Annotated in this window: 19 protein-coding genes; 11 read left to right on the forward strand and 8 right to left on the reverse strand. The window is 64.7% G+C overall.

The window, feature by feature from the left end; genetic code table 11:
- Positions 1-765 (reverse strand): SDR family NAD(P)-dependent oxidoreductase, encoded by a 765-nt coding sequence (locus ABIB57_RS13935; protein ID WP_354041592.1) that lies wholly within the window; start codon positions 763-765, stop codon positions 1-3.
- 287 nt (positions 766-1,052) lie between these two features.
- On the opposite strand from ABIB57_RS13935, the gene ABIB57_RS13940 reads away from it, so the two are divergent.
- From ABIB57_RS13940 to ABIB57_RS13985, 10 genes are all read left to right on the forward strand, one after another.
- Positions 1,053-2,702 (forward strand): ABC transporter substrate-binding protein, encoded by a 1,650-nt coding sequence (locus tag ABIB57_RS13940; RefSeq protein ID WP_354041594.1) that lies wholly within the window; start codon positions 1,053-1,055, stop codon positions 2,700-2,702.
- Positions 2,703-2,771: 69 nt separating this feature from the next.
- Positions 2,772-3,728, forward strand: coding sequence for an ABC transporter permease (locus tag ABIB57_RS13945; RefSeq protein WP_299723450.1), 957 nt, complete (start codon positions 2,772-2,774; stop codon positions 3,726-3,728).
- 1 nt (position 3,729) lies between these two features.
- A complete protein-coding gene (locus ABIB57_RS13950; RefSeq protein ID WP_354041595.1) occupies positions 3,730-4,686 on the forward strand; it encodes an ABC transporter permease in 957 nt (318 codons plus the stop codon).
- 5 nt (positions 4,687-4,691) lie between these two features.
- The gene (locus ABIB57_RS13955; RefSeq protein ID WP_354041597.1) at positions 4,692-5,696 is read left to right on the forward strand and encodes an ABC transporter ATP-binding protein; all 1,005 of its coding nucleotides are present in this window, start codon (positions 4,692-4,694) and stop codon (positions 5,694-5,696) included.
- Positions 5,696-6,688 carry an ABC transporter ATP-binding protein gene (locus ABIB57_RS13960; protein WP_354041598.1) on the forward strand — a complete coding sequence of 331 codons (993 nt, stop codon included), beginning with the start codon at positions 5,696-5,698 and terminating at the stop codon, positions 6,686-6,688. The genes ABIB57_RS13955 and ABIB57_RS13960 overlap by 1 nt, the downstream gene beginning before the upstream one ends.
- On the forward strand, positions 6,685-7,785 hold the full coding sequence (locus ABIB57_RS13965) for a four-carbon acid sugar kinase family protein (protein WP_354041599.1): 1,101 nt from the start codon (positions 6,685-6,687) through the stop codon (positions 7,783-7,785). The genes ABIB57_RS13960 and ABIB57_RS13965 overlap by 4 nt, the downstream gene beginning before the upstream one ends.
- Complete coding sequence (locus ABIB57_RS13970; RefSeq protein ID WP_354041600.1) at positions 7,782-8,525, forward strand: FadR/GntR family transcriptional regulator; 744 nt, start codon at positions 7,782-7,784, stop codon at positions 8,523-8,525. Before ABIB57_RS13965 ends, ABIB57_RS13970 begins: the two co-directional genes overlap by 4 nt.
- A 306-nt stretch (positions 8,526-8,831) precedes the next feature.
- A complete protein-coding gene (locus tag ABIB57_RS13975; protein WP_354041601.1) occupies positions 8,832-10,418 on the forward strand; it encodes an ABC-F family ATP-binding cassette domain-containing protein in 1,587 nt (528 codons plus the stop codon).
- Positions 10,419-10,481: 63 nt separating this feature from the next.
- On the forward strand, positions 10,482-11,606 hold the full coding sequence (locus tag ABIB57_RS13980) for a metallophosphoesterase family protein (RefSeq protein WP_354041602.1): 1,125 nt from the start codon (positions 10,482-10,484) through the stop codon (positions 11,604-11,606).
- Positions 11,603-14,233 carry an AAA family ATPase gene (locus tag ABIB57_RS13985; protein WP_354041604.1) on the forward strand — a complete coding sequence of 877 codons (2,631 nt, stop codon included), beginning with the start codon at positions 11,603-11,605 and terminating at the stop codon, positions 14,231-14,233. The genes ABIB57_RS13980 and ABIB57_RS13985 overlap by 4 nt, the downstream gene beginning before the upstream one ends.
- Positions 14,234-14,239: 6 nt before the next feature.
- Here ABIB57_RS13985 and ABIB57_RS13990 read toward each other — a convergent pair whose 3' ends face one another.
- The 7 genes from ABIB57_RS13990 to ABIB57_RS14020 are packed head-to-tail and all read right to left on the reverse strand — an operon-like array spanning position 14,240 to position 21,259.
- Entirely contained in the window at positions 14,240-14,977 is a 738-nt protein-coding gene (locus tag ABIB57_RS13990) for a GntR family transcriptional regulator (protein WP_354041605.1), read from the reverse strand.
- Complete coding sequence (locus ABIB57_RS13995) at positions 14,974-15,861, reverse strand: carbohydrate ABC transporter permease (protein ID WP_354041606.1); 888 nt, start codon at positions 15,859-15,861, stop codon at positions 14,974-14,976. Before ABIB57_RS13995 ends, ABIB57_RS13990 begins: the two co-directional genes overlap by 4 nt.
- 9 nt (positions 15,862-15,870) lie before the next feature.
- Positions 15,871-16,815 (reverse strand): carbohydrate ABC transporter permease, encoded by a 945-nt coding sequence (locus tag ABIB57_RS14000; protein WP_354041608.1) that lies wholly within the window; start codon positions 16,813-16,815, stop codon positions 15,871-15,873.
- A gap of 59 nt (positions 16,816-16,874) precedes the next feature.
- Positions 16,875-18,113 (reverse strand): ABC transporter substrate-binding protein, encoded by a 1,239-nt coding sequence (locus ABIB57_RS14005; protein WP_354041609.1) that lies wholly within the window; start codon positions 18,111-18,113, stop codon positions 16,875-16,877.
- A gap of 41 nt (positions 18,114-18,154) precedes the next feature.
- Positions 18,155-19,243: an ABC transporter ATP-binding protein gene (locus tag ABIB57_RS14010; RefSeq protein ID WP_354041611.1), complete on the reverse strand. Its 1,089-nt coding sequence runs from the start codon at positions 19,241-19,243 to the stop codon at positions 18,155-18,157.
- A 1-nt stretch (position 19,244) separates the two neighbouring features.
- Entirely contained in the window at positions 19,245-20,474 is a 1,230-nt protein-coding gene (locus ABIB57_RS14015) for an enolase C-terminal domain-like protein (RefSeq protein WP_354041612.1), read from the reverse strand.
- A gap of 5 nt (positions 20,475-20,479) precedes the next feature.
- Positions 20,480-21,259 (reverse strand): SDR family NAD(P)-dependent oxidoreductase, encoded by a 780-nt coding sequence (locus ABIB57_RS14020; RefSeq protein WP_354041613.1) that lies wholly within the window; start codon positions 21,257-21,259, stop codon positions 20,480-20,482.
- A 128-nt stretch (positions 21,260-21,387) separates the two neighbouring features.
- Here ABIB57_RS14020 and ABIB57_RS14025 point away from each other — a divergent pair, with 128 nt between their 5' ends.
- Positions 21,388-22,500: a lactonase family protein gene (locus tag ABIB57_RS14025; RefSeq protein WP_354041615.1), complete on the forward strand. Its 1,113-nt coding sequence runs from the start codon at positions 21,388-21,390 to the stop codon at positions 22,498-22,500.
- The last annotated feature ends 5 nt before the right edge of the window (positions 22,501-22,505 follow it).

Here is a 22,505-nt window from a genome sequence, read left to right on the forward strand (position 1 = left end):
TCATGGCATCAATTGTCCGCCGTTGACTTCAATGATCTGTCCGGTGATGTAGCCGCTCATCGCCGCGCTGGCGAGAAACTCGTAGGCCCCCACGCAGTCTTCGGGCGTACCCAGCCGCCCCATCGGAATGCCTTTGCGCGACTCTTCGAGCTGCGCAGCCGTCGAAGCGCGCTCGTGGAATGGCGTGGTGATCACCCCCGGCGCCACGCCGTTGACGCGCACGCCCGATAGCGCCAGTTCCTTGGCCAGCACGCGCGTGATGGTGCTGACAAAGCCCTTGGCCGAGCCGTAGAGGCCCGCCCCACCGCCGCCGCCGGTGCGCGCCGCGATCGAGGTGGTGTTGATGATGGCCCCGTGGCCCTGCGCCTGCATGATCGCCGCCGCCCGGCGCGAGGCGAAGAACACGCCGCCGATATTGAGCTCGATCACTTTGGCATATTGCTCGTCGGTGGCGTCCACAATGGCGGTGCGCCCGAACATGGCGCCAGCATTATTGATCAGGATATCCAGCCCGCCGAGCAGTTCGACGGCGTCGTCGATCACTTGCGCGGCAATTTTGGGATCGGCCACGTCCGCCTGCAACACGTCGATCAATCCGCCGCCCTGCCGAACCTCGTCGGCTACCGCATCGGCACCGGCCCGATTCTCGTTGCACACGATCACCAGCCGCACGCCGAGCTCGCCAAACCGCCGCGCGACCGCCGCGCCGATTCCCGAGCTTGCCCCGATGATCAGGCATCGTTTGCCATTCAGGTCCGTGCTCACTGGCGCCTCCTTGTGTCTATCGCTGCCCTGACAACTCCCCAAATCGCGCAAACTTGTCAAGTTGCCATTTGCAACAGCCGTCCTCATCAACAGCCTAGAATCCACATAATATGCTGAATATGCTGGATTTTTTGATATGTCGGCAATTTCACCGCAGAATCCTCATCGAAATTATGTTGACATCTTTACAATCCGGCGCAAATGTCCGGCCATCGTCACGGCGCCTCGGATTGCCCGTCTGCAAAACCGAGGGAGGAACCATGATCGAGCTACAAGGGAGGACAGGGATGTCTCACAAGGATACTGGCGCCAGCATCGGCGCGGGCATGTCGCGTCGCGACGTGCTCAAATATAGCCTCGGTACTGCCATCGGCGTGGCGCTGGTTGGCATGAATGCGCAGATCGTCATGGCCCAGGGCGAGCAGGTGCTCAAGGTCGCGCATCCGGCATTCGATCAGGATTGGTCGCCCCTGCGCGGCGGTGGCCCACCCTACCGTTGGAATTCAGCCTGGCATGCCGCCCCGATGTATTTCGACCAGGCTGGCGAAATCCACCCCTATATCTGCGTCGCCTGGAACCCCAATGCCGACAACACCGAGTGGACCTTCATGGTCAACCCGGATGCGAAATTCTCCGATGGCAGCCCGATCACCGCGGCCGACATCAAGGGAAGCTGGGAACTGTCGGCAATGCCGGCTTCCAAGAACCAGCGCATTTCCCAGGTCCTCGGCGGCGTCGTCGGCTATACCGACGTGACCGGCGGCACGGGCACTGAAATCTCCGGCATCACCGCGCCCGACGCCACCACCGTGGTGGTCAAGCTCGCCGCAGCCGATCCGATCTTCTTCATGCGCGTTGCCAACCACATCGCGCCCATCGTCAAGGTGGCCCAGGCCCGCGGCGCTGATGGCGCCGAGGTGCAGGACTGGTACATGCCGCAGAACGGCGTCGTCGTATCCGGCCCGTTCAAGCCGACCTCGATCGATCTGGATGCCGGCAAGCTGGTGTTCGAAGTCAACGAGAACTTCTTCCTCGCCAAGCCCAAGCTCAGCCGCATCGAGATCACCTCGGTCGAAGACAATGTGACTGCGACGCAGTTGCTGAAGTCGGGCGAATTCAATGCCCATACCGAATTGGTGACCTCCACCATCGTGGCCGACCTGGGCAAGGAATTCGCCGATGGTCCGCTGATCCCCACCAGCCAGCATTTCTGGTTCAATGCCAGCCGTGCGCCGATGGACGATCCCAAGGTGCGCCAGGCGCTGATCATGGCCGTCAATCGCGACGACCTGTTCAAGGCCTCGTTCCCCGATGGTCCGCACGTCAAGGCCGACCAGATCCTCAATTCCGTTCCCGGCGCTGAAGACTCGGGTTTCGTGCCCTTCCCCTACGATCCGGAAGCCGCCAAGAAGCTGCTCGCCGAGTCCACCTATGGTGGCCCGGAGCGCCTGCCCAAGCTGCTGTTCGTCGGTATTTCCGGCCCGGCAATCGAAGCGGCCGCGCAGTTCATCGCCGAACAGTGGCGCCAGAACCTGGGCATCACCGCCGTCGACATGAAGCCGCAGCAGGACGCCTATGCGGGCCCCGACCAGAACGCCGTGCAGATTTTCCGCGACGACGTCGGCACCCGTGTTCCCGATGCGGCCAGCTATCTGCTCGGCTCCATCGCCTCGACCTCGGGCAATGCCCAGGGCAAGCTTGGCAACTACAAGAACGACGCTATCGATGCCCTGCTCGCCGAAGCCTCGGCGCTGCCCGCCAATGATCCGGCACGCGTGACCAAGGCGCAGGACGCGCAAAAACTGTTCCACGACGATTACATGTTCATCCCGTGGTACAGCCAGACCATGTCGCGCTGGGCCAATGCCAATGTCGCCGGCATGGAAAAGAACCTCGATTGGCAAGTCGTTGCCCCTTGGGACATTTCCATCAGCTAAGCCTAAACTTGCTCTCGCCCGCCCTGCATTATGGTGCAGGGCGGGACATTCTCACTGCGGGAGGCCGCCATGCTGCGCTATATAGCGTCACGTTTCCTGCTCTGGATTCCATCCGTCATCCTAGTCATGCTCGGCGTCTATGCGCTGGCGTTCTACGGCGCGGGCGACCCCATCAAGCTGATCTTCCTGCGCGCGCCGGGCGACGTGGCCTATGATCCCGTGCGCATCGAGGCGATCCGGGAAACGGCGGGGCTCAACCGTCCGTTCATCGAACAGTTCATCAGCTATCTGCTCAATCTGGCGCATGGCAATTTCGGCAATTCGCTGAGTTCGGGCCGTTCGGTCTGGGCCATCATTTCGGCCGCCGCGCCGGTGTCGATGAGTCTCGGCCTATGCGCCATTGTGCTCACTGCCGTGGTCGCCATCCCGCTCGGCATGATCGCAGCGCTCAACCAGAATACCCGCATCGACTACACCATCCTGGGCTCTGCCCTGTTCCTCTGGGCCATCCCGCCTTACGTGGCCGGTCCGCTGCTGATGGTGGGCCTCTTGGTGCTGCTACCCAATGTGCCGGTGCCCTATGGCTGGGGCGGCATTTTCGATGCGCGCATCATCCTGCCGCTGATCGTGCTGTCGTTCCAGCCGATCGCCTTGATTGTGCGCCAGACCCGCGCCGCCGTGATCGAGGTGCTGTCCGAGGATTTCGTGCGCACCGCCCGTGCCAAGGGCGTGCCCGAGACCATCGTGGCCATCAAGCATATCCTGCGTCCCGTGCTGACGCCCGTCGTCACCCAGCTTGGCCTGATCATGATTACCATCGTCAACGGCGCCATTTTCGTCGAGCTGGTGTTTGGCCTGCCGGGCCTTGGCCGCCTGACTGTTTCGGCGCTGACCGATAGCGACTACCCCGTCATTCTCGCCATTACCCTGATCGGCTCGTTCCTCGTGATGCTGTCCAACCTGTTGGTGGACGTGCTGTACCCGCTGCTCGACCCGCGCGCCGCCGACACCATGAAGAGCCGCTGACATGGCCACCATCCCAATGACTCCCGCCGAACTCGACGAACCCAAGACCAGCCTGTGGCGCGATGCCTGGTATCGCCTCGTCCGCAACAAGCTGGCGATCTTTGGCCTGTTCGTCATCGTCGTACTGGCCTTTGCGGCCGCCTTCGGTCCGTACCTGACGCCCTATGACTTCCTCAGCCAGGACCTCAACGCGCGCAATTCCGCTCCGTCCTGGGCGCACCTGTTCGGCACCGACGATCTGGGCCGCGATGTGTTCAGTCGCGTCATCTATGGCACCCGCACCGCCTTCGTGGTCGCCATCGTGGTGACCGCCATTGCGGTGACCATCGGCGTCGCCCTCGGCGCCATAGCGGGCTTTTTCGGCGGCTGGTTCGATCGCATCATCATGTGGCTGACCGACGTCACCATGTCGGTTCCCAACCTGCTGCTGGTCGTGGTCATCAACGCCTCGCTCAAGGCCCCGCTGGCCGGCTGGATGGAAGCCCAATATCTCGCAACGCTGAACCCGTTCTTCCGCGAAACCATCTGGGTCGACTTCATTCTGGTGTTCGGCTCGATGGCGCTCATCTCCTGGCCGCCTTATGCGCGCCTCGTTCGCGCCCAGGTGCTGTCGATCCGCAGCCGCCCCTATATCACCGCCGCCCGCGCGCTGGGCCTCACCACCCGCATCATCCTGCTGCGCTATGTGGTGCCCAATGCCGTCGGCCCCTTGATCGTTTCGGTCAGCGCGGGCCTCGGCACCGCCATGGTGCTGGAAAGCGCCTTCAGTTTTCTCGGTGTCGGCGTCAACCCGCCCACGCCAAGCTGGGGCAACATGATCTCCGACGGCCTGCGCGTCTGGCAGCACTATCCGCATCTGCTGGCAGCGCCTGCCGCCGTGCTGGGCCTCGCCACCGTGGGCTTCAGCTTCCTCGGCGACGGCCTCAACGATGCCCTCAATCCGCGAGGCAGCAAGTGAACGCCATGACCATGCCTGCCCCCGAACGCCTGCTCGACGTCAAGGGTCTCAGCATCGAGATCGATACCCGCCGCGGTCCCGCCACCATCGTGGACGGCATCAACCTTCACGTGAACAAGGGCGAGACCCTGGGCATTGTGGGCGAAAGCGGCTGCGGCAAATCGCTGACCATGCTGAGCCTGATGCGGCTGCTGCCCAACAAAATCAAGGTCAAGTCCGGCACTGCCAACTTTGCTGGCCGCGACTTGCTGACCATGTCGAAATCCGAGCTGCGCAAGGTTCGCGGCGGTCAGGTCGGCTTCGTGTTCCAGGACCCGATGACCTCGCTCAATCCGGTGATGCGCATCGGCGACCAGATCTGCGAGCCGCTGATCTACCACAAGGCCATGAAGCGCTCCGACGCCCGCGTGCGCGCCACCGAACTGCTGCGCCTTGTGGGTATCCCGAGCCCCGCCGAGCGCCTCGAGGCCTTTCCGCATGAACTCTCCGGCGGCATGCGCCAGCGCGTCATGATCGCCATCGGCCTCGCCTGCGATCCCGAACTGCTCATTGCCGACGAACCCACCACTGCCCTCGACGTCACCATCCAGGCCCAGATCGTCGATCTGGTGAAGGAACTGCGCGTCAAGCTGGGCATGTCGGTGGTCTGGATCACCCATGACCTGGCGCTGATCGCCGGCCTCGTCGACCGCGTCGCCGTGCTCTATGCCGGCACCGTGGTGGAAGACGCGCCGGTCGAAGAGCTGTTCGCCCGCCCCAGCCACCCTTATACGCGCGGCCTGCTCGCCTCGATCCCCAAGCTCAGCGACGTGGCGACCAACCGCCTCAGCTCGATCGGCGGCACGCCGCCCGAGCCGGGCCGGCGCCCGCAGGGCTGCCCCTTCGCGCCGCGCTGCCAGTTGGCCGAGGATATCTGCCGCCAGTCGGTGCCGCCGCTGGAACCGCTCGGCGGCTCCGGTCCGCACCGCGTCGCCTGTTTCGTTGCCCAGCGCCAGTTGGAGGCCGCATAATGCAAGGCGAGCCGCTGCTTAAAATCGAGAGCCTGGTCAAGCACTTCAATGTCCGCCTCGGCGCCTTCGGCGAACGCGGCGCGACCGTGCATGCACTGGACGACGTCAATTTCGAGATCATCGAGGGCGAAACGCTGTCGCTCGTGGGCGAATCCGGTTGCGGCAAGTCCACCACCGGCTTCACCATTTTGAACCTGCATCAGGCCACCTCCGGCAAGGTGATGTACAAGGGCGAGAACATCGCCACCTTCGACGACAAGGCCATGCGCCCGCTGCGCCGCGACCTGCAGATCGTGTTCCAGGACCCCTACTCGACCCTGAACCCGCGCATGACCATCGGCGAAGCCGTGGGCGAGCCGATCCTGTTCCATAAGCTGTGCACCAAGGCCGAACTGCCCGAGCGCATCAACCGCCTGCTCGGCGATGTGGGCCTGCCTGTCCGCTTTGCCGGCCGCTACCCGCATGAACTCAGTGGCGGCCAACGCCAGCGCGTCGCCATCGCGCGCGCTCTGGCCTGCGAGCCCAAGTTCATCGTTTGCGACGAAGCCATCTCAGCGCTCGACGTGTCGATCCAGGCCCAGATCATCAACCTGCTGCTTGACCTGCAGGAAAAATACGGCCTGACCTACCTGTTCATCGCCCACGATCTGGCCGTGGTCCGCCACATCTCCGACCGCGTCGGCGTGATGTATCTCGGCCGCCTCGCCGAACTCGCCACCCGCGAACAGCTGTTCGCCAATCCGCTGCATCCCTACACCAAGGCCCTGCTCTCCGCCGTGCCGGAAGCCGATCCGGTGCTGGAGAAAACCCGCCAACGCCAAGTGCTGCAGGGCGACGTGCCCAGCCCGCTCAATCCGCCGACCGGCTGCCGCTTCCACACCCGCTGCCCGATCGCGCAGGATGTCTGCGCGCAAACCATCCCCGAATGGCGCCAGATCGAGCCGGGCCACATGGTGGCCTGCCACCTCGTGCCGGGGGGCCTTAACGCATGACGCTCCGGCTGGCCATCATCGCCGATGACCTGACCGGCGCTCTCGACACCGCCACGCCCTTCGTTGCAGCCGGCCTCCGCGTCGCCGTCGCCATCACGCTCGACGGCATCGCGGCGGCACTGGCCACCGGCGCCGATATCGTGGCCGTCAACACCGCCTCGCGCGCCTTGCCCGCGTTCGAGGCAACCGCACGCGTCGCGCAAGCCGCCACCGCGCTCAACGCCGCCAAGCCGCCGATCATCCTCAAGAAAATCGACTCCCGCCTCAAGGGCAATCCCGGCGTCGAGGCCCACGCCATCGCCGATATGACGGGCCGCACTGCGCTTGTCGTTGCCCCCGCCGTGCCGGACCAACAGCGCCTGACGCAGAATGGCCAGGTGATCGGTCGCGGCGTCGACAAACCCATCGATATCGCCGCGCTGTTTACCCACGCCCATCGTCGCGCTGCGGTCATCGACGCCGAAACCCAAGCCGATCTCGACGCCTTCGTCGCCGATCACGACTGGTCCGGCGCCATCGCCGTCGGCGCGCGCGGCCTCGGCATCGCCTTTGCCCGCCTGCTCGGCCACCCGGCCCAGGGCCCCGCTGCCTTCGCACCCGACGCGCAAACCCTCTTCGCCCTCGGCTCGCGCGACCCGATCACCGACGCCCAAATCGATCATCTGCGTCAAAGCGGCATTCTCCCCCTCGACGCCCCCGCCGGCGCCGTCCCGCCCAATCCCCAGCACCTGCCCCTGATCCTGCGCTGCTCCGGCCCCCTCACCGACGACCCCGAACAGGTCGCCCGCCGCTTCGGCCTTGGCGTCACCACGCTGATCACAACCGAACAACCCGCCACTCTCGTCACCGGCGGCGGTGATACGGCGCTCGCCATCCTGCGCGCCCTCGGCATCACCATGGTCGAGCCCCAGGGCGAGGCCGCGCCGGGCCTGCCTTGGTTCTGGATCAACCGTCCAAACCTTCGTCCGCTGCGTTGCGTTGTCAAATCCGGTGGATTCGGCGATATCGATGTGCTTGCCAGCTTGCTTGCATCCGCTGCGCAGGCGACACATCAGCAGGGCAATTCGCATTCACTGACTGCAAGGCTTGGGCAATGACGCAACAACCCGATACCGTCAAAGCCGATGGCGACAAGGCCAGCAAGCCGAACCTGGTCGATCGCGTCTTCGAGCAATTGCGCGAACGCATCCTGTCGGGCGATTACGCCGCCGGCTCCCGCCTGCCGGGTGAGCACGAACTCTCGGCCGCCCTCAGCGTGTCCCGCCCGGTGGTCCGCGATGCCCTCGGTCGCCTGCGCGAAGCCGGCATGGTCTATTCGCGCCAGGGCGCCGGCACCTTCGTGGCCGTGCAGGAGACTCCCACCTCGGCCCTGAGCTATTCCCCAGTCAAGACCATTGCCGATATCCAGCGCTGCTATGAATTCCGCCTGACCATTGAGCCCTTCGCCGCCTATTTTGCCGCCCAGCGCCGCGACGATGCGGCCGTGCAGAAAATCGCCGCCGCCCTGGCCGACCTGCGCGACGCCACCCGCCACCAGTTGCACCGCACCGATGCCGATTTCCAGTTCCACCGCGCCGTCACCGAGGCCGCGAACAACCACTATTACACCGCCTCGATCGACGCCCTGAAACAGCACATCGCCGTCGGCATGCACCTGCATGGCCTGTCGCTGATGGGCCCGCGCATCAAGCTGGAGCGCGTCTTCGACGAGCACAACGCCATCTACGAAGCCGTCGCCCGTGGCGATGCCGAAACCGCCCGCGACACCATGCGCGCCCACCTCGAAGGCTCCCGCGACCGCCTGTTCGAAGGCAAGGTGTTGGATTTGTCGTTTTAGGGTCTTTCGCTCCTGCGCCTGATCTTCCTTTCTCGAGCCCCCCACCCTCAATCCCTCCCCACAATTGGGGGAGGGAGGCGATAGCTGAGCGGCCAGTGTTCATCGTCTCCCTCCCCCTTGTGGGGAGGGATCAAGGGTGGGGGTAGGGAGCCACAGGGCTCCACCAAGACACTCCGCCACTCCGTGGCCTTGACATCACCGCCCGCGGGCCTATTTTCAGGCCATACGCAGCACTGACTGGACGGTACCCAATGGATTTCACGATGACCGACTGCCTCACCCGCATCGCCCATCTGGAATCCGCCCATGCCCGCCTCGGTTACGCTCAAACGTCTGTCCTACGCCACCCCTGATAATCAGCCGCTTTTCACCGGCCTCGATCTCGCCTTCGGTCCGCACCGAACGGGCCTGATCGGCCGCAATGGCACCGGCAAATCCACCCTGATCCGGCTGATCGCCGGCGAGTTGATACCCGCCGACGGCAGCATGGCCATTAGCGGCAGCCTCGGCGTGCTCCGCCAATCCGTGCAGGTCGAGGACGGTCAAGCCCTTGCCAACCTGCTGGGCGTCACCGAAGCGCTTGACCGCCTTGCTCGCCTCGAAGCCGGCAATGGCACGATCGAGGACGCCGGCGAGGCCGACTGGACCCTGCCCGACCGGATTACCGCGGCCCTGGCGCAAGTCGGCCTGCCCGATCTTGCCCCCGACCGCCTCCTCGGCACGCTCAGCGGCGGCCAGCGTACGCGGCTGGCTCTGGCCGGGCTGATCCTCCTCCAACCCGACATGATCCTGCTCGACGAGCCCACCAACAATCTCGATGCCGACGGCCGCGCGGCGGTTGCCGACCTGCTGCGGCAATGGCGCGGCGGCGCCATCGTGGTCAGCCATGATCGCGAACTGCTCGCCGAAATGGACGCCATCGTCGAGCTGACCACGCTGGGCGCTCGCACCTATGGGGGCAATTGGGCGCACTATGCGCAACGCAAGGCGCTCGAGCTGGCCTCCGCCGAACATGGCCTCGCCGTGGCCGAGCGCAAAGTCAGCGAAATCGATCAAAAACTGCAACAGGCGGCCGAACGCAAGGCCCGCAAGGATGGCGCCGGCACGCGCAAAGCCAAGCGCGGCGACATTCCCAAAATCCTGCTCGGCGCCCGCAAGGAAAACGCCGAAAACACCGGTGGCGACAATGCCCGCTTGGCCAGCCGAATGCGCGGCGAAGCCAGCGAAGCACTGAGCGAAGCCCGCTCGCAGGTGGAAATCCTCGCGCCGCTGTCGGTCAAGCTGGCGCCGACGGGTCTCGCCGCCGGCAAGACCATCGTGCAATGCGATAGCCTGAGCGGCGGCCCGCTTCCCGGCCACTCGATCATCCGCGACCTTTCCTTCACCCTGATCGGCCCCGAGCGCGTTGCCATCACCGGCCCCAATGGCTCGGGCAAGACCACGCTGTTGCGGCTGCTGACCGGCGCGCTGCCGCCCACATCCGGCACCGCCCGCATCCTGGGCCGCTATGCCCTGCTCGACCAGACCGTCAGCCTGCTCGACCCCGCCTTGAGCATCCGCGACAACTTTCGTCTCCTCAACCCCGATGCCGACGAGAACACCGGCCGGTCGGCCCTCGCGCGCTTCATGTTCCGGGCCGACGCCGCCTTGCAAGCCGTCGCCACCCTCAGCGGCGGCGAAATGCTTCGCGCGGGCCTCGCTGCCACTATTGGGGGGACGCGTCCGCCCGAGCTGCTGATCCTCGACGAACCCACCAACCACCTCGACATCACTGCCATCGAAGCGGTCGAGGCGGGCCTGCGTGCCTATGACGGCGCGCTGCTGGTCATCAGCCACGACAGAAAATTCCTCGAAAATATCGGGATCACGCGGGAGATTGCGCTTGCTCGTTAGGTCTTGATCGGGCCGATACTAGTGCGCGATTGCATCTTGGGTCCGTTTAGGCCAAGGGGAGTCATGTTTCGTTTCCTGCACAGCTCCGATCTGCATATCGGCAAGCGTTTCGGCAACCTGCCCGGGGACCTGCGCGGGCGGCTGCGCGAGGCGCGCCACGGGGTAATTGGCCGCTTGGCCGAACAGGCCCGCGCCAATGGCGCGACCACAATCCTGCTGGCCGGCGACACCTTCGATACCGAAACGCCGACTCCCGCCATGCTCCGGCAGGCCCTCGCCGAAATGGCCCATCACGCCCCCCTGCGCTGGATCGTGCTGCCCGGCAATCACGATAGCCTCCTCGCCGACCAGTTGTGGGAAGCGGCGCGCGCCGTGGTGCCGGACAACGTCACGCTGGCCCTGCGCGCGGAGCCGCTCACCGTGGCCCCCGGCGTCGTCGTGCTGCCTGCGCCCTGCACCGCGCGACGGCCCGGCCGCGATCTGACCGAGTGGATGACCAGCGCCGCGACCGGCGACGGCACCATCCGCCTCGGCCTCGCCCATGGCGCCATCCAGGACTTTTCCGAGGATGCCGCCGCCTCCGACGTCATCGCGCCCGACCGGGCCGCCCGCGCCGGGCTCGACTATCTGGCGCTCGGCGATTGGCACGGCCAGGTCACCGTCAACGATCGCACCCGCTATAGCGGCACTCCCGAGCCCGACCGCTTCAAGCACGACAAGCCGGGACAGGCCTTGCTGGTCTCCATCGCCGGACCGCGCAGCTTGCCGGAGATCACACCCGTCGATACCGCCGCCTTCGCCTGGCGCACAATACCGCTGCATCTGTTGGGCGACGAAGACAGCGCCATGGCACTGGACGCGCTACTGCCCGCCGCTCCACTGCGTCGCCAGACTCTCTTGCGCATCGCCGCCTCGGGTCGCACAAGACTGGGTGGACGTACCGCGCTGGTGGCCGCCGCCGAGGCCGCATCGCACGACTTCGCCCATTTCGAACTCGATGAAACCGACCTGGCCACCGATTGCGAGAGCGACGATCTCGACCTGATCGATCGCGCCGGCGCCCTGCGCGAAGCCGCCCAGGCCCTGCTGGCCGAAAGCGACGACCCAGCCCGCTCTGCCGTCGAACGCGACATTGCCCGCGCCGCTCTCGTCCGCCTGTTCAGCTATGCCGAGGCGGTCGAGCCATGAAACTCACCGCGCTGCGGCTGCATAACGTCAAGCGCTTTGCCGGTCGCGGTGTCGCCATCGAGGGTATCAGCGATGGCGTCAATGTCCTGAGCGCCGCCAACGAATATGGCAAATCGACCTGCTTTGAGGCGCTGCACGCCCTGTTCTTCCAGCCCCATACCGGCACGCCCAAAGCCGTGCAATTGCTGCGCCCGTATAGTGGCGGCAATCCCATGGTCGAGGCCGATATCGCCACCGACGAGGGCCGCTTCCGCCTGACCAAGCAATACTATGGCGGCAAGCGCGCCAGCGTCACCGACCTTGCCACCGGCCGCCTCGTGGCCCAGGCCGACGAGGCCGAAACCTTCATTGCCGGGCTGATCCGGGGCGGCACTGCCGGTCCAGCCGGCCTCCTTTGGGTGCGCCAGGGCATTACAGGCATCGACAAACGTAGCAATACCGAGGAGGAAAGCGAAAAGCGCGTCCGCGAGAGCCTGCTCTCCTCCGTGCAGGGCGAAGTCGAGGCCCTTACCGGCGGCCGCCGCATGGCCGAAATCGCGGCCGCCTGCGAAGAAGAACTCTATCGCCTCGTCACCGCCACCCTGCGCCCCAAAACCGGCGGCCGCTACGCGGCGGCTCTGGAAGAGCGCGATAAGTGGCTCGCACTCGAACAACGCCTCGCCACCGAGGTCACCAGCCTGCGCGATGCCCTCGACAAGCGCCGCATCGCCCTCACCCGGTTGGCGGACCTGGAAAACCCCAACGAAGACGCCGCCCGCCGCGCCGCCATCGCCGCCGCCGACAAGGCGCTGGAAGCCGCCAAATCCCATAGCGAAGCCCTCAAGGCCGCCGAAGCCGAAGCCGCGCTGGCCGCCAACCGCCGCGACACCGCCGCGCGGGCCCTCTTGGAATTCCGCGCCGCGCTGCAACGCGCCGAGGACCTGCGCCACCAATCGATCCTGGCGCAAAACCGCCGTGACGAGGCCAATGCAAGCCGCGCCGCCGCCATCGCCGGCAATGAGAAAGCAATCGCCGCCGTTCAGGTGGCCGAACATGACGAACACGAAGCCCGCGACCTCCTCGCCCGCCTCGATGCCGCCCTCCTGGCCCGCGACGCCGCCGAGCGCCTGACCGACTTGCGGCAGCGCCTGCTCCAGGCCGACGCCGCCCGCAAACAAGTCGAGGATGGCCAGGCCGCCCTCACCCTCCTGTCGCTGCCCCAACACGCCGTCGATCAGTTGCAGGCACTGGAAATCGAACTCGTCGGTCTGCGCGCCGCTCAAGCCGCAAGCTTGCCGACCTTGCGCCTCGATTATGCCGACGGCGCAGCTGGTTCGATCACCATCGCGGATGAAGCCGTTCCCGACGCGACCGATGTCAGTTTTGCCGGATCACTTCGATTGGACATCGCCGGCATCGGGACAATCTCTTTGCGCTCGAACCGACCACTGCAATCGGATCAGGCACTCGACCGGACCGAGAACAAGAAATCCAGCATGCTGGATGATTTGGGGGTCGATAGCCTTGCCGCCGCCCGTCAACGACTCGTCGCAGCGCGCGACAAAAGCGCTGAACTCAACCTCGCCCGCCAGCGCCTCACCGACCTCGCCCCCAAGGGCCTGCCGCACCTGCATGAGGAGATCGCCCGGCTGGCCGCGCTTAGCGCCGGCGACCTCGAACTCAAGGCTGATCCCGAGCAGGCCCGAGACCGCCTCGCCGCCGCCACCCAGCAGGTTGCCGCCACCCGCAACAACGCTCGCGAGACCCAACCCCTGCGCAATCAGGCCGACGCCGCCGTCGTCACCGCCGAGACCGCCCATGCCGCACTTCAGGCCGAGTTGGCGGCGTTGGAAGCAGTCCTAGGGCCCGAAAACAACCGGTCATCGCGCGAAATTTCGCTGACCGCAGAGCACGTTACCCAGAAATCTCTGCACGATACCGCCGAGGCTCGCGCCGTCCCCTTGCGCGCTGCCGCTCATGATCTGGCGGGCGCCGAAGCCACCTTGCGTCGCACCCGTTCGGTGCAGGACGCCGCCGCTCAGGAGATAGGCCAGTTGCGCGTAACGCTGGCCGATCTCAATGGTCACATCCACGCCCGGTCCGACAACGCTGTCGAGGAAGCCTGGCGCGAAGCCACTGAATCCCTCGCCGCCGCGGCCCAACGGGTCGAGCAGTTCGAAACCGAGATCGCCGTGCTCGACCGCCTGCGCAAGGCCCTCGCCGCGGCCCGCTCAGCCGCCCGCGACCTTTATCTCAAGCCCGTTATCAGCGAACTCCTGCCGCTGATCGGCCTGTTATTCGACGATATTTCCATCGTCTTCGACGAAAATACCCTGTTGCCTCAATCAGTTCGCCGCAATGGGCAGGACGAGGATGTCGACCGGCTCAGCGGTGGCATGCGCGAACAGCTATCAGTGCTGACCCGCCTGGCCTTTGCCCGCCTGCTGGCCCGCGACGGTCGCCCAACGCCGGTCATCCTCGACGATGCGCTGGTTTATTCCGATGACGACCGGATCGAGCGCATGTTCGATGCCCTGCACCGCCAATCGCGCGACCAGCAGATCCTGGTGTTCTCCTGCCGCCAGCGCGCCTTTGCCAAGCTCGGCGGCAACGTGCTGCAGATGCAGGACTGGACGCCGCCAGCCTGAGGCGGCCTAGCGCTGCCGGGCACCTTCGCGGGCAAAATATTCAGGATGGCGCTCGCGGATCAGGTCGAGTTCGCGCATCACCGATACCAGGTGGACGGCCATGCTGGCATCGGCGCCGGCCACGTCGTGGGCCTTGAGCCGTTCGATAATTTCCTGATGCTCGCCGATGATGAAGTACATGTGCTGCTGGCTGAGCAGCGACAGCCGGCGCACCCGGTCCATGTGAAACTTGGCTTCGCGCACATCGTCCCAAATCGACTCAAAGCCCGCCGCGCGGGCGATCAGGGCATGGAACCGATCGTCCGATTCAAGGAAGGCCTGGTCATCGCTGAGGCCTGCAAAGGTCTGCTGCAGGGCGATTTCGCGCATCATCAGGCTCGCGATCTCGGGCGTCAGTTTCTCGGCCGCCATGCGCGCTAAGGGACGCTCCAGCGCTTCGCGAATGAACCTCGACTTGGCGATCAGCTCGATGCTGAGCGGGGAAACACGCGTGCCGCGCTGCGGCAGGATATCAACGAGGCCGCGCCGGGCCAGCCGCGCCAGCGCTTCGCGCACCGGGGTGCGGCTGATGCCGAATTCAGCAGCCAGCTTGGCCTCCGACAGTTCGCGGAACGGCTCCAACTCCATGTCGAGGATGCGTTGCATCAGGTAGTCGTAGACCTGCGAGGCGATCGAGCCACTGTTCTGCCGGAACGCATAGGTCTCATCGCCGCTATGGTCGGAGACGGGCATGGGTTTGGTCATTTGTTGCCAAGTTGCAGACCGGCCATGAAGTACTTTCGCAGCACGACAAACAGCAGGACAGTTGGAATGCTGGAGATAAGGGTGGCGGTGATTACCACGTTCGGCCCAATAGTCGAATAGGTGCCCTGCAATGATTGTAGCGCCACCATGATCGAGCGCACTTCGATGCCATTGGCCAGGATGGAGGAGAACAGCAAGTCGTTCCAGATGAAGGTAAATTGCAGCAGGAATAGCGCGATCAGCGGACCCTTGGCATTGGGTACGATCATGGAGACGAACACCCGCCACTCACTCGCGCCCTCGATGCGCGCGGCTTCATCCACCTCCCGGGTGATGCCGGAGAACGAGTTGCGCAGCACCAGCAGCGGAAACGGAATGCAGATCGCCACATAGACCAGCAGCATGCCGAGCCAGGAATTGATCAGCCCCAGCCGCTGATAGCCGAACAGCAGGGGCACCAGATACATCTGGAACGGAAACAGCGTGCCGGTGAAGATCAGCATGAACCAGCCATTGGCGCCGATCAGGTTGAGGCGCGTCATGCCGAAGGCAGCGGCGGCAGCGAAGGCGACGGCGATGGCGCCGCCGATGACGGCATAGCTCAGCGAGTTGAGGCCCGCCTGCCCAAGATGGGCAATGGTCCAGGCCTGGACGACATTGTCCGCGAACGGCGCCAGCGAGGCGGGCAGTTCAAGCACGCCCTTCTGGGCATATTCGGCACTGGTCTTAAAGATGGTGACGAAGAGATAATAAAACGGGGTCAGGTAGGCGATCGTCAGCACGAGGATCGGCACGACCAGCCAGCGCCCGCGGGGTCGCTGCGCGCGGCGCTCCTGTTCGATCAGGCCATTGATGAAATTCTGGTTGGTGATATCCACGCTCATGGTCCTGCCCTACCGGATGTTCTTTTCGACGCGGGCCTGCAACACCGCCAACGCCGCCGTCACCGCGATCACCATGGCGCCCAGCACCACCGCGACCGCCGAGCCATAGGCCCAGGCGCCGTTGGAGAAGCTCTCGTAGTACATATAGACCGCCAGCGAGAGGGTCCGCTTGCCAGGGTAATCGCCCGCCATCACCCAGAGCAGGTCGAAGGTGGTGAAGCCTGCGGCGACGTTGAGGATGGTCACGACCAGCACCGTGGGCAGCAGCAGCGGCCAGATGATGTGGCGAAAAATCTGCCACCCTGAAGCGCCGTCGACCCGTGCAGCTTCGATCGGATCGCGCGGAATAGCGGCGAGGCCCAGCAGCAACAGCACCATGGTGATGCCCACGGTCTGCCAGACGAATGTGAAGATCACCGAGGGCGTGACGGTCTGGGCGGAATAGAGCCAACCAACATCGAAGGGCTGGCCGGTGATGCCGGCAACGGCAGAATTGAGTACGCCGTGGGGCGCATAGACATAATACCAGATCGCGCCCACGGCGGTCGGCGCCAGCACCTTGGGCAGGAAGAACAAGCTCTTGAAGGTTTCCTGCAGCGGGATATTGCGCAGCAATAGCGCTAGGCCGAGCCCGAACGCCAGCGGCAGCACCATGGCGCCAACCACCCAGATGGCGGTATTGCTGAGCGCCTCGGAAAAATACGGCACGGCGAACAGGCGTGCGTAATTGGCGAAGCCGGCGAACTTGTCCAGCCCGGTGAACTTCTGCCACTTGGTGAAACTGAGGATGACGTTGAACACTACGGGGGTCAGCAGGAATGCGCTGACCATGAACACGGCAGGGGCGATGAACAGCCAGGCAACCCGCGTCTGCCGCCAGGCGACGCGCCGTTCGCGCCGGCGGGCGTCCTTCAAGACTTCGGGGCTGAGCGATGCCGAGGCCGTCGTGATCATGGCGGATTTTCCTACGGTGTATGCCGGCCGCACCATAAGGCGCGACCGGCAGGGGAGGCTTACTTATTGGCCCAGTAATCGGCGTTGATGGCCTGCATCGTGCTCATTGACTTCGCCGCCGTTTCGGGCGTCGGATCGAGCATGAAGGCGCCCATTGCGGCCACTAGATCACCCTGGATCTGCGACGGCACGGCTTCCCACCAGCGCACCAGCGCACGTGGCTTGGCGGCAGCAACCAGGTCGTTGTCGGCCTTGATGATGTCGTTGGGCGGAGTACCCTTGAGGTTGCCGTTATAGACCTGCGACTGCGAGCCCAGAACGTTGGAGACATCGGCGCCCATCATGGCCTGGACGGCCTTGCCCAGATCGGGATTGGCATCGAGCGCGGCCTTGGAGACCACGATCGGGGAGGCTTCTACGATGACCGACTGCGGCACGGCAGGGTCAACCGATGGCATCAAGAAGGTCTTGAAATCAACGCCGGGCTTCATGCCGAGATCCGCGAACTGGCCCGAATGCCAATCGCCAATCAGGAACATGGCCGCCGTGCCGTTGGCGAAGAACTTGGAATCGTCCTGTTCGCGCGGGTCGGTGAAGTAGCCCTTGGAATACATGTCGCCCCAGATTTCGAAGGCTTTCTTCACGGCCGGGCCGTCATAGGGCACCGAGCCGTCGGTCAGGCCCACAAAGGCGTCCGGATCATTGCCGAGCACAAGCTGGGAGAACCAGATGAAGGGCATCCAGCCGCCCGAGGTGGGGGCGTTGAACGGCGTATAGCCGGCCGCCTTGAGCTTGTCGGCATCGGCCATCAGCTCTGCCCAGGTGGTGGGGGGAGCGGCGATTCCGGCCTTTTCGAAGGCGGCGGTATTGTAGAACACCACCCAGTTGGCGACGTTCAGCAGCACGCCATAGGGCTTGCCATCGACGCTGACCAGATCGCGCTGGGCAGCGGTGAAGTCACCATCGGCGATAGCCTTGTCCCAATAGGGCGTCAGGTCGGCGGCAATGCCGGTGGCGACGACGTCGCTGAGCTGCTGGCCATTCCACCAGGTGAAGAAGGCCGGCACGTTGTTGCCGGCGATCGAAGTCTGCATGAACGCCTGATATTTGTCGGTCGGCGTGATTTCCTGCAGTTTGATCGACTGGCCCGACGCCGTCGAAGCGTCCGCCGCAACGCCAGTCATGCCGGCATTCCAGGGGGTCTTGTCCGAATAGATGCTGAGATCCTGCGCGAAGACACTGCCCACCGAAACCGTGGTCAGCAGCCCAAGCGCAGCGATAGTCTTGAGGTATGACATGCTTCTCTCTCCCGTTTTTGCCGTGATCCGGCGGCCAGGCGTCACCTAAGCAGCGACATTTGGCTGTTCTTGTCGAAAACATGAACGCGTCTGCCATCGATCCTGAAGCCGATGATCTGGTCAGGTTCGATGGGTCTAGGTTGCTGCATGCGCGCCACCACTTCGGTGCCTCCGAAGTCGGCGAACAGCAGGCTCTCGTTGCCGAGCATTTCGGCGAAATTGACCGTCGCGGTAAAGTCGGCGCCCACCTCCGGCCGGGTGCCATGCCCCTCCGGCACGATATCTTCCGGGCGAATGCCTAGCGTGACCGGCGTTCCCGGCGCCGGCAGGTCGAAGCGATCGGCGGGCACCGGCAGGCTGACGCCACCGGCCTCGATGGCATTGTCGGCGCCCACGACCGCATCGATGAAATTCATCGACGGCGCGCCCATGAAGCCGGCCACGAACTGGTTTTTGGGCCGCTCGAACACCTCAAGCGGCGTGCCGATCTGGGCGACCAGCCCGTCCTGCAGCACCACGATCTTGTCGGCCAGCGTCATGGCCTCGACCTGGTCGTGGGTGACGAACACTACAGTGGCGCCGAGCTGGCGCTGCAAGCGCTTGATCTCGATGCGTGTCTGGTTGCGCAGCTTGGCATCGAGATTGGATAGAGGTTCGTCGAACAGGAACACTTCGGGCTGGCGCACCATGGCGCGGCCGATGGCGACGCGCTGGCGCTGCCCACCCGACAGTTGCGACGGCCGGCGATCCATATAGGGATCGAGCCCCAGCATGGTGGCGGCATCGCCCCGGCGACGGTCGATCTCGGGCTTGCTGACGCCGGAAATCTTGAGGCCAAAGCCGAGATTGTCGGCCACGCTCATATGCGGATAGAGCGCATAAGACTGGAACACCATGGCTATGCCGCGATCGCGCGACGGCAGGTCGTTGACCAGCTTGCCGCCGATCTTGAGCTCGCCGTGCGAGATGGTTTCCAGCCCTGCGATCATGCGCAGCAAGGTGGACTTGCCGCAGCCGGAGGGGCCGACCAGCACCACGAAGGTGCCGTCCTCGATATCGATATCGACGCCCTTGATGGCGACGAATTCGCCGTAGATCTTGATGATGTTGCGCAGGGTGACCGTTGCCAAATCAAGCCCTCCTTGCCAGCGGATCGGCATAGCGGCTCTCGGGCTGTACCGAGTACCAGCCGGGCCGCTGCGGATCGCGATCATAGGTGTAGCCGCCGACATCGCGGTAATGGCCGGCATAGTGCTCCAGCTTGTCGCGATCGACCTCGACGCCGAGGCCCGGCCCCTTGGGCAGCGCGATCTCGCCATCGACATATTTCATCTTGCCGCCGACGATGATGTCATCGAGCAGGTGGTGATAATGCGCATCGGCAGCGAAGTTCATATTGGGCAGCGCCGCACCCAGATGCAGCATTGAAGCAAGCTGCACGCCCGCCTCGCCCGAGGAATGCACGCTGGTGCCGAACTGGAAGGCTTCGAGGATTTGGCCGGCCCGATAGGCCTGGCGCAATCCGCCCCAGAAGGTGGTGTCCAGCAGGATGACATCGACGGATTCGTTGCGGATGCAGGTGGCAAGCTGTTCAAAGTTGACCACCACCGTATTGGTCGCGGTGGGAATGGAAATGCGGTCACGCAGCCGCCGCATGCCTTCAAGACCGAAGCACGGGTCCTCGAAATAGTCGTTGCGGATATGGGCGATCTGCCCGGCAACGCGGATGGAATCTTCCACCGACCAGACGCTGTTGGGATCAAGCCGGAAGCTGTCGCCGGGAAAGGCATCGGCCAGCGCCGAGAACACCTCGACGTCGTGATCCGGCTTGAACACGCCGCCCTTGAGCTTGTGGGTCTTGAAGCCGTTGAGCGATTTTTGCCGCTTGGCTTCCTTGACGATCTCGTCGGCCGAGAACTCGTCGCCAAAGCCATTTTCGGCATTGCCGTAGCGATAGAACAGGTAGCTGGCGAAGGGGATCGACTCGCGCAGCGCGCCGCCGATGAGATCGCAGGCGCGAATGCCGAGCGCCTTGCCGGCGACGTCCATGCAGGCCATTTCAATGGCGGCATGCACCTGCATGCGCGAATTATAGAGGCTGGCGACGGGGTTCATGATCTTCCAGCGCAGCTGTTCGAGTTGCAGCGGATCGTGACCCTTAAGATAGGGCAGCAGGCTCGTCACCGAATTTTCGGCACTCTCGCCGCCGCCGCCCAATTCGCCCCAGCCGGACAGGCCCTCGTCGGTGATAACCTCGACCATGGTGCGCACGAAGCGGCCCCAGTGGGCGCCCGAGGCGTGGCGCAGCGGCGCCTCCAGCGGCAGCGCGATCGTGGTGGCTTTGATATCGACGATCTTCATACGCGTTACTTCCCAAATTTCGTGGGTGCGCCCGGAATGCGGGCGAGCAGACCGCCATCGACCCGCACCGTTTCGCCGGTCATGAACGAGGCTTTTTCGGACAATAGGAAGGCGATCACATTGGCGATTTCGTCGGGCCGGGCGCGGCGGCCGAGCGGATGCATGGTGTCGACTTCGACATTGAGGCTAGCCGGATCGGGATCAAGATTGATCGCGTCGCGCAGCATCGGCGTATCCACCGATCCCGGCGCCACACCCAGGACGCGCACGCCATTGGCCGCTTCATCCATGGCCATGCCGGTCACGAGACCGATCAGGCCATGCTTGGCGACGACATAGGCAAGCGCCCCTTTTTGCGCGGCCATGCCCTGCACCGAGGCGGTGATGACGATGGCGCCCTTGTTGCGGCGCAGCTCCGGCATGGCCGCCTTGGCGACAAGAAAACCGCCGGTCAGGTTGACCGAGAGCACTTCGGCCCACAGCGCTTCGCTGGTGGTCACCACGTCGCCATAGCGCTGGATGCCGGCATTGTGGGAAACGCCGCCCAGCCCGCCAAATTTCTCGGTCGCGAGCCGCACTGCGGCTTCGCAATCGGCCAACACACTGACCGAGCCAACTTGCGTCAATACTGATCCGCCGATCTCGCGGGCCGTGTTTTCCAGTGCCACGGCATCGCGATCCAGCAGCACGAGGTTCTTGCCTGCCGCCGCCAGCGCTTCCGCGACGGCCCGGCCGATGCCCATGGCGGCGCCGGTCACCAGCACTGTATTTTTTGCGTCGTTCACCGACGTCCTCCCGCTCTTGCCAAACGAATGTAGAGCTACCATACTAGTCGTGTCAATTGGCTTTTGATGGTCCGGTTCGGAGCGTCCAACTGCGGCAGCAAGCCGCGCGAAGCCCTGAGGAGAGTGCGATGCCTGTTCACGCTTTTGTCGGCAGCCTGACGCGCGCCATGCCGCAGTATGGCGCGGCCAATGGCGCAGGAATCAGCCGACTGAGCTTTGATGAGACAACCGGCAAACTGGTCGCTCTGGGCGTGACAGGGGGCATTGACGACAGCGGCTGGCTGGTGACGAACCGCGCCGGTGACCGGCTTTACGCTACGTGCGAGGTCGCCGGTACGCGAGAAAGCGCCGTCACCGCCTATCGTGTCGATCCATCAAATGGCGACCTCACGCTGATCAACCAGGTCCCCACCGGCGGCAACGAGGCCTGCCACGCCAGCCTCACGCCGAACGGCCGCTTTCTCGCCGTCGCCAACTACAACGGCGCCACGCCCGCCGGCTGGCCCGACCAATCCATCGCCATCTTCCCGCTCGCCGCGGATGGTGCGCTGCTGCGGGCCGCCGTCCATATCCGTCACACCGGCTCCGGTCCCAATGCCGACCGGCAAACCACCGCCCACGCGCATTGCGTCATCGCGACGCCCGATGGCCAATTGCTCTATGTCGCCGATCTCGGCATCGACCGTTTGGTCGCATACCGGCTCGGCAGTGAGGGCGACCTCACTGCGGCTCCCGAGCGCGATTTTGTCCTGCCGCCCGGCCTTGGCCCGCGCCACATCGTCTTTTCGCAGGATGGGCGGCACCTGTTCATGGTCAGCGAACTCACGCCCACGGTGATGAGTTTCGCGCTGGCGGCAGATGGCGCCCTGGGCGTTGTCTCGACAATCCCGGTCCCGCCCTACAGCGACACCATCGTACAGCCCGCTGGCATCGTGCTGTCGCCGGATGGCCGCCACTTGCTAGTCTCGCTGCGTGTCTGCGACGAAATCGTCGGCTTTGCCGTCGATGCCAAAACCGGCGTGCTGCGCCAGACCGGGCGCTGGCCCTGCGGTGGCGTCACCCCGCGCGCGCTCGAATTTGTCCCGTCCGGCCGCCACGTCATCGTCGCCAACCAGGACGCCGACACGCTGACCGTCTTCGCTTTCGACGCCGACCGAGGCCTGCTGGGCGACATCGTCCAGCAGCACCGAGTCGGCACGCCCATATCCATCGCCTTCGCCGCTTCCCACTCGCCAACCTGAGCATT

It is taken from the genome of Devosia sp. UYZn731 (genome assembly GCF_040546795.1).
In the GTDB taxonomy this organism is placed as follows: Bacteria; Pseudomonadota; Alphaproteobacteria; order Rhizobiales; family Devosiaceae; genus Devosia.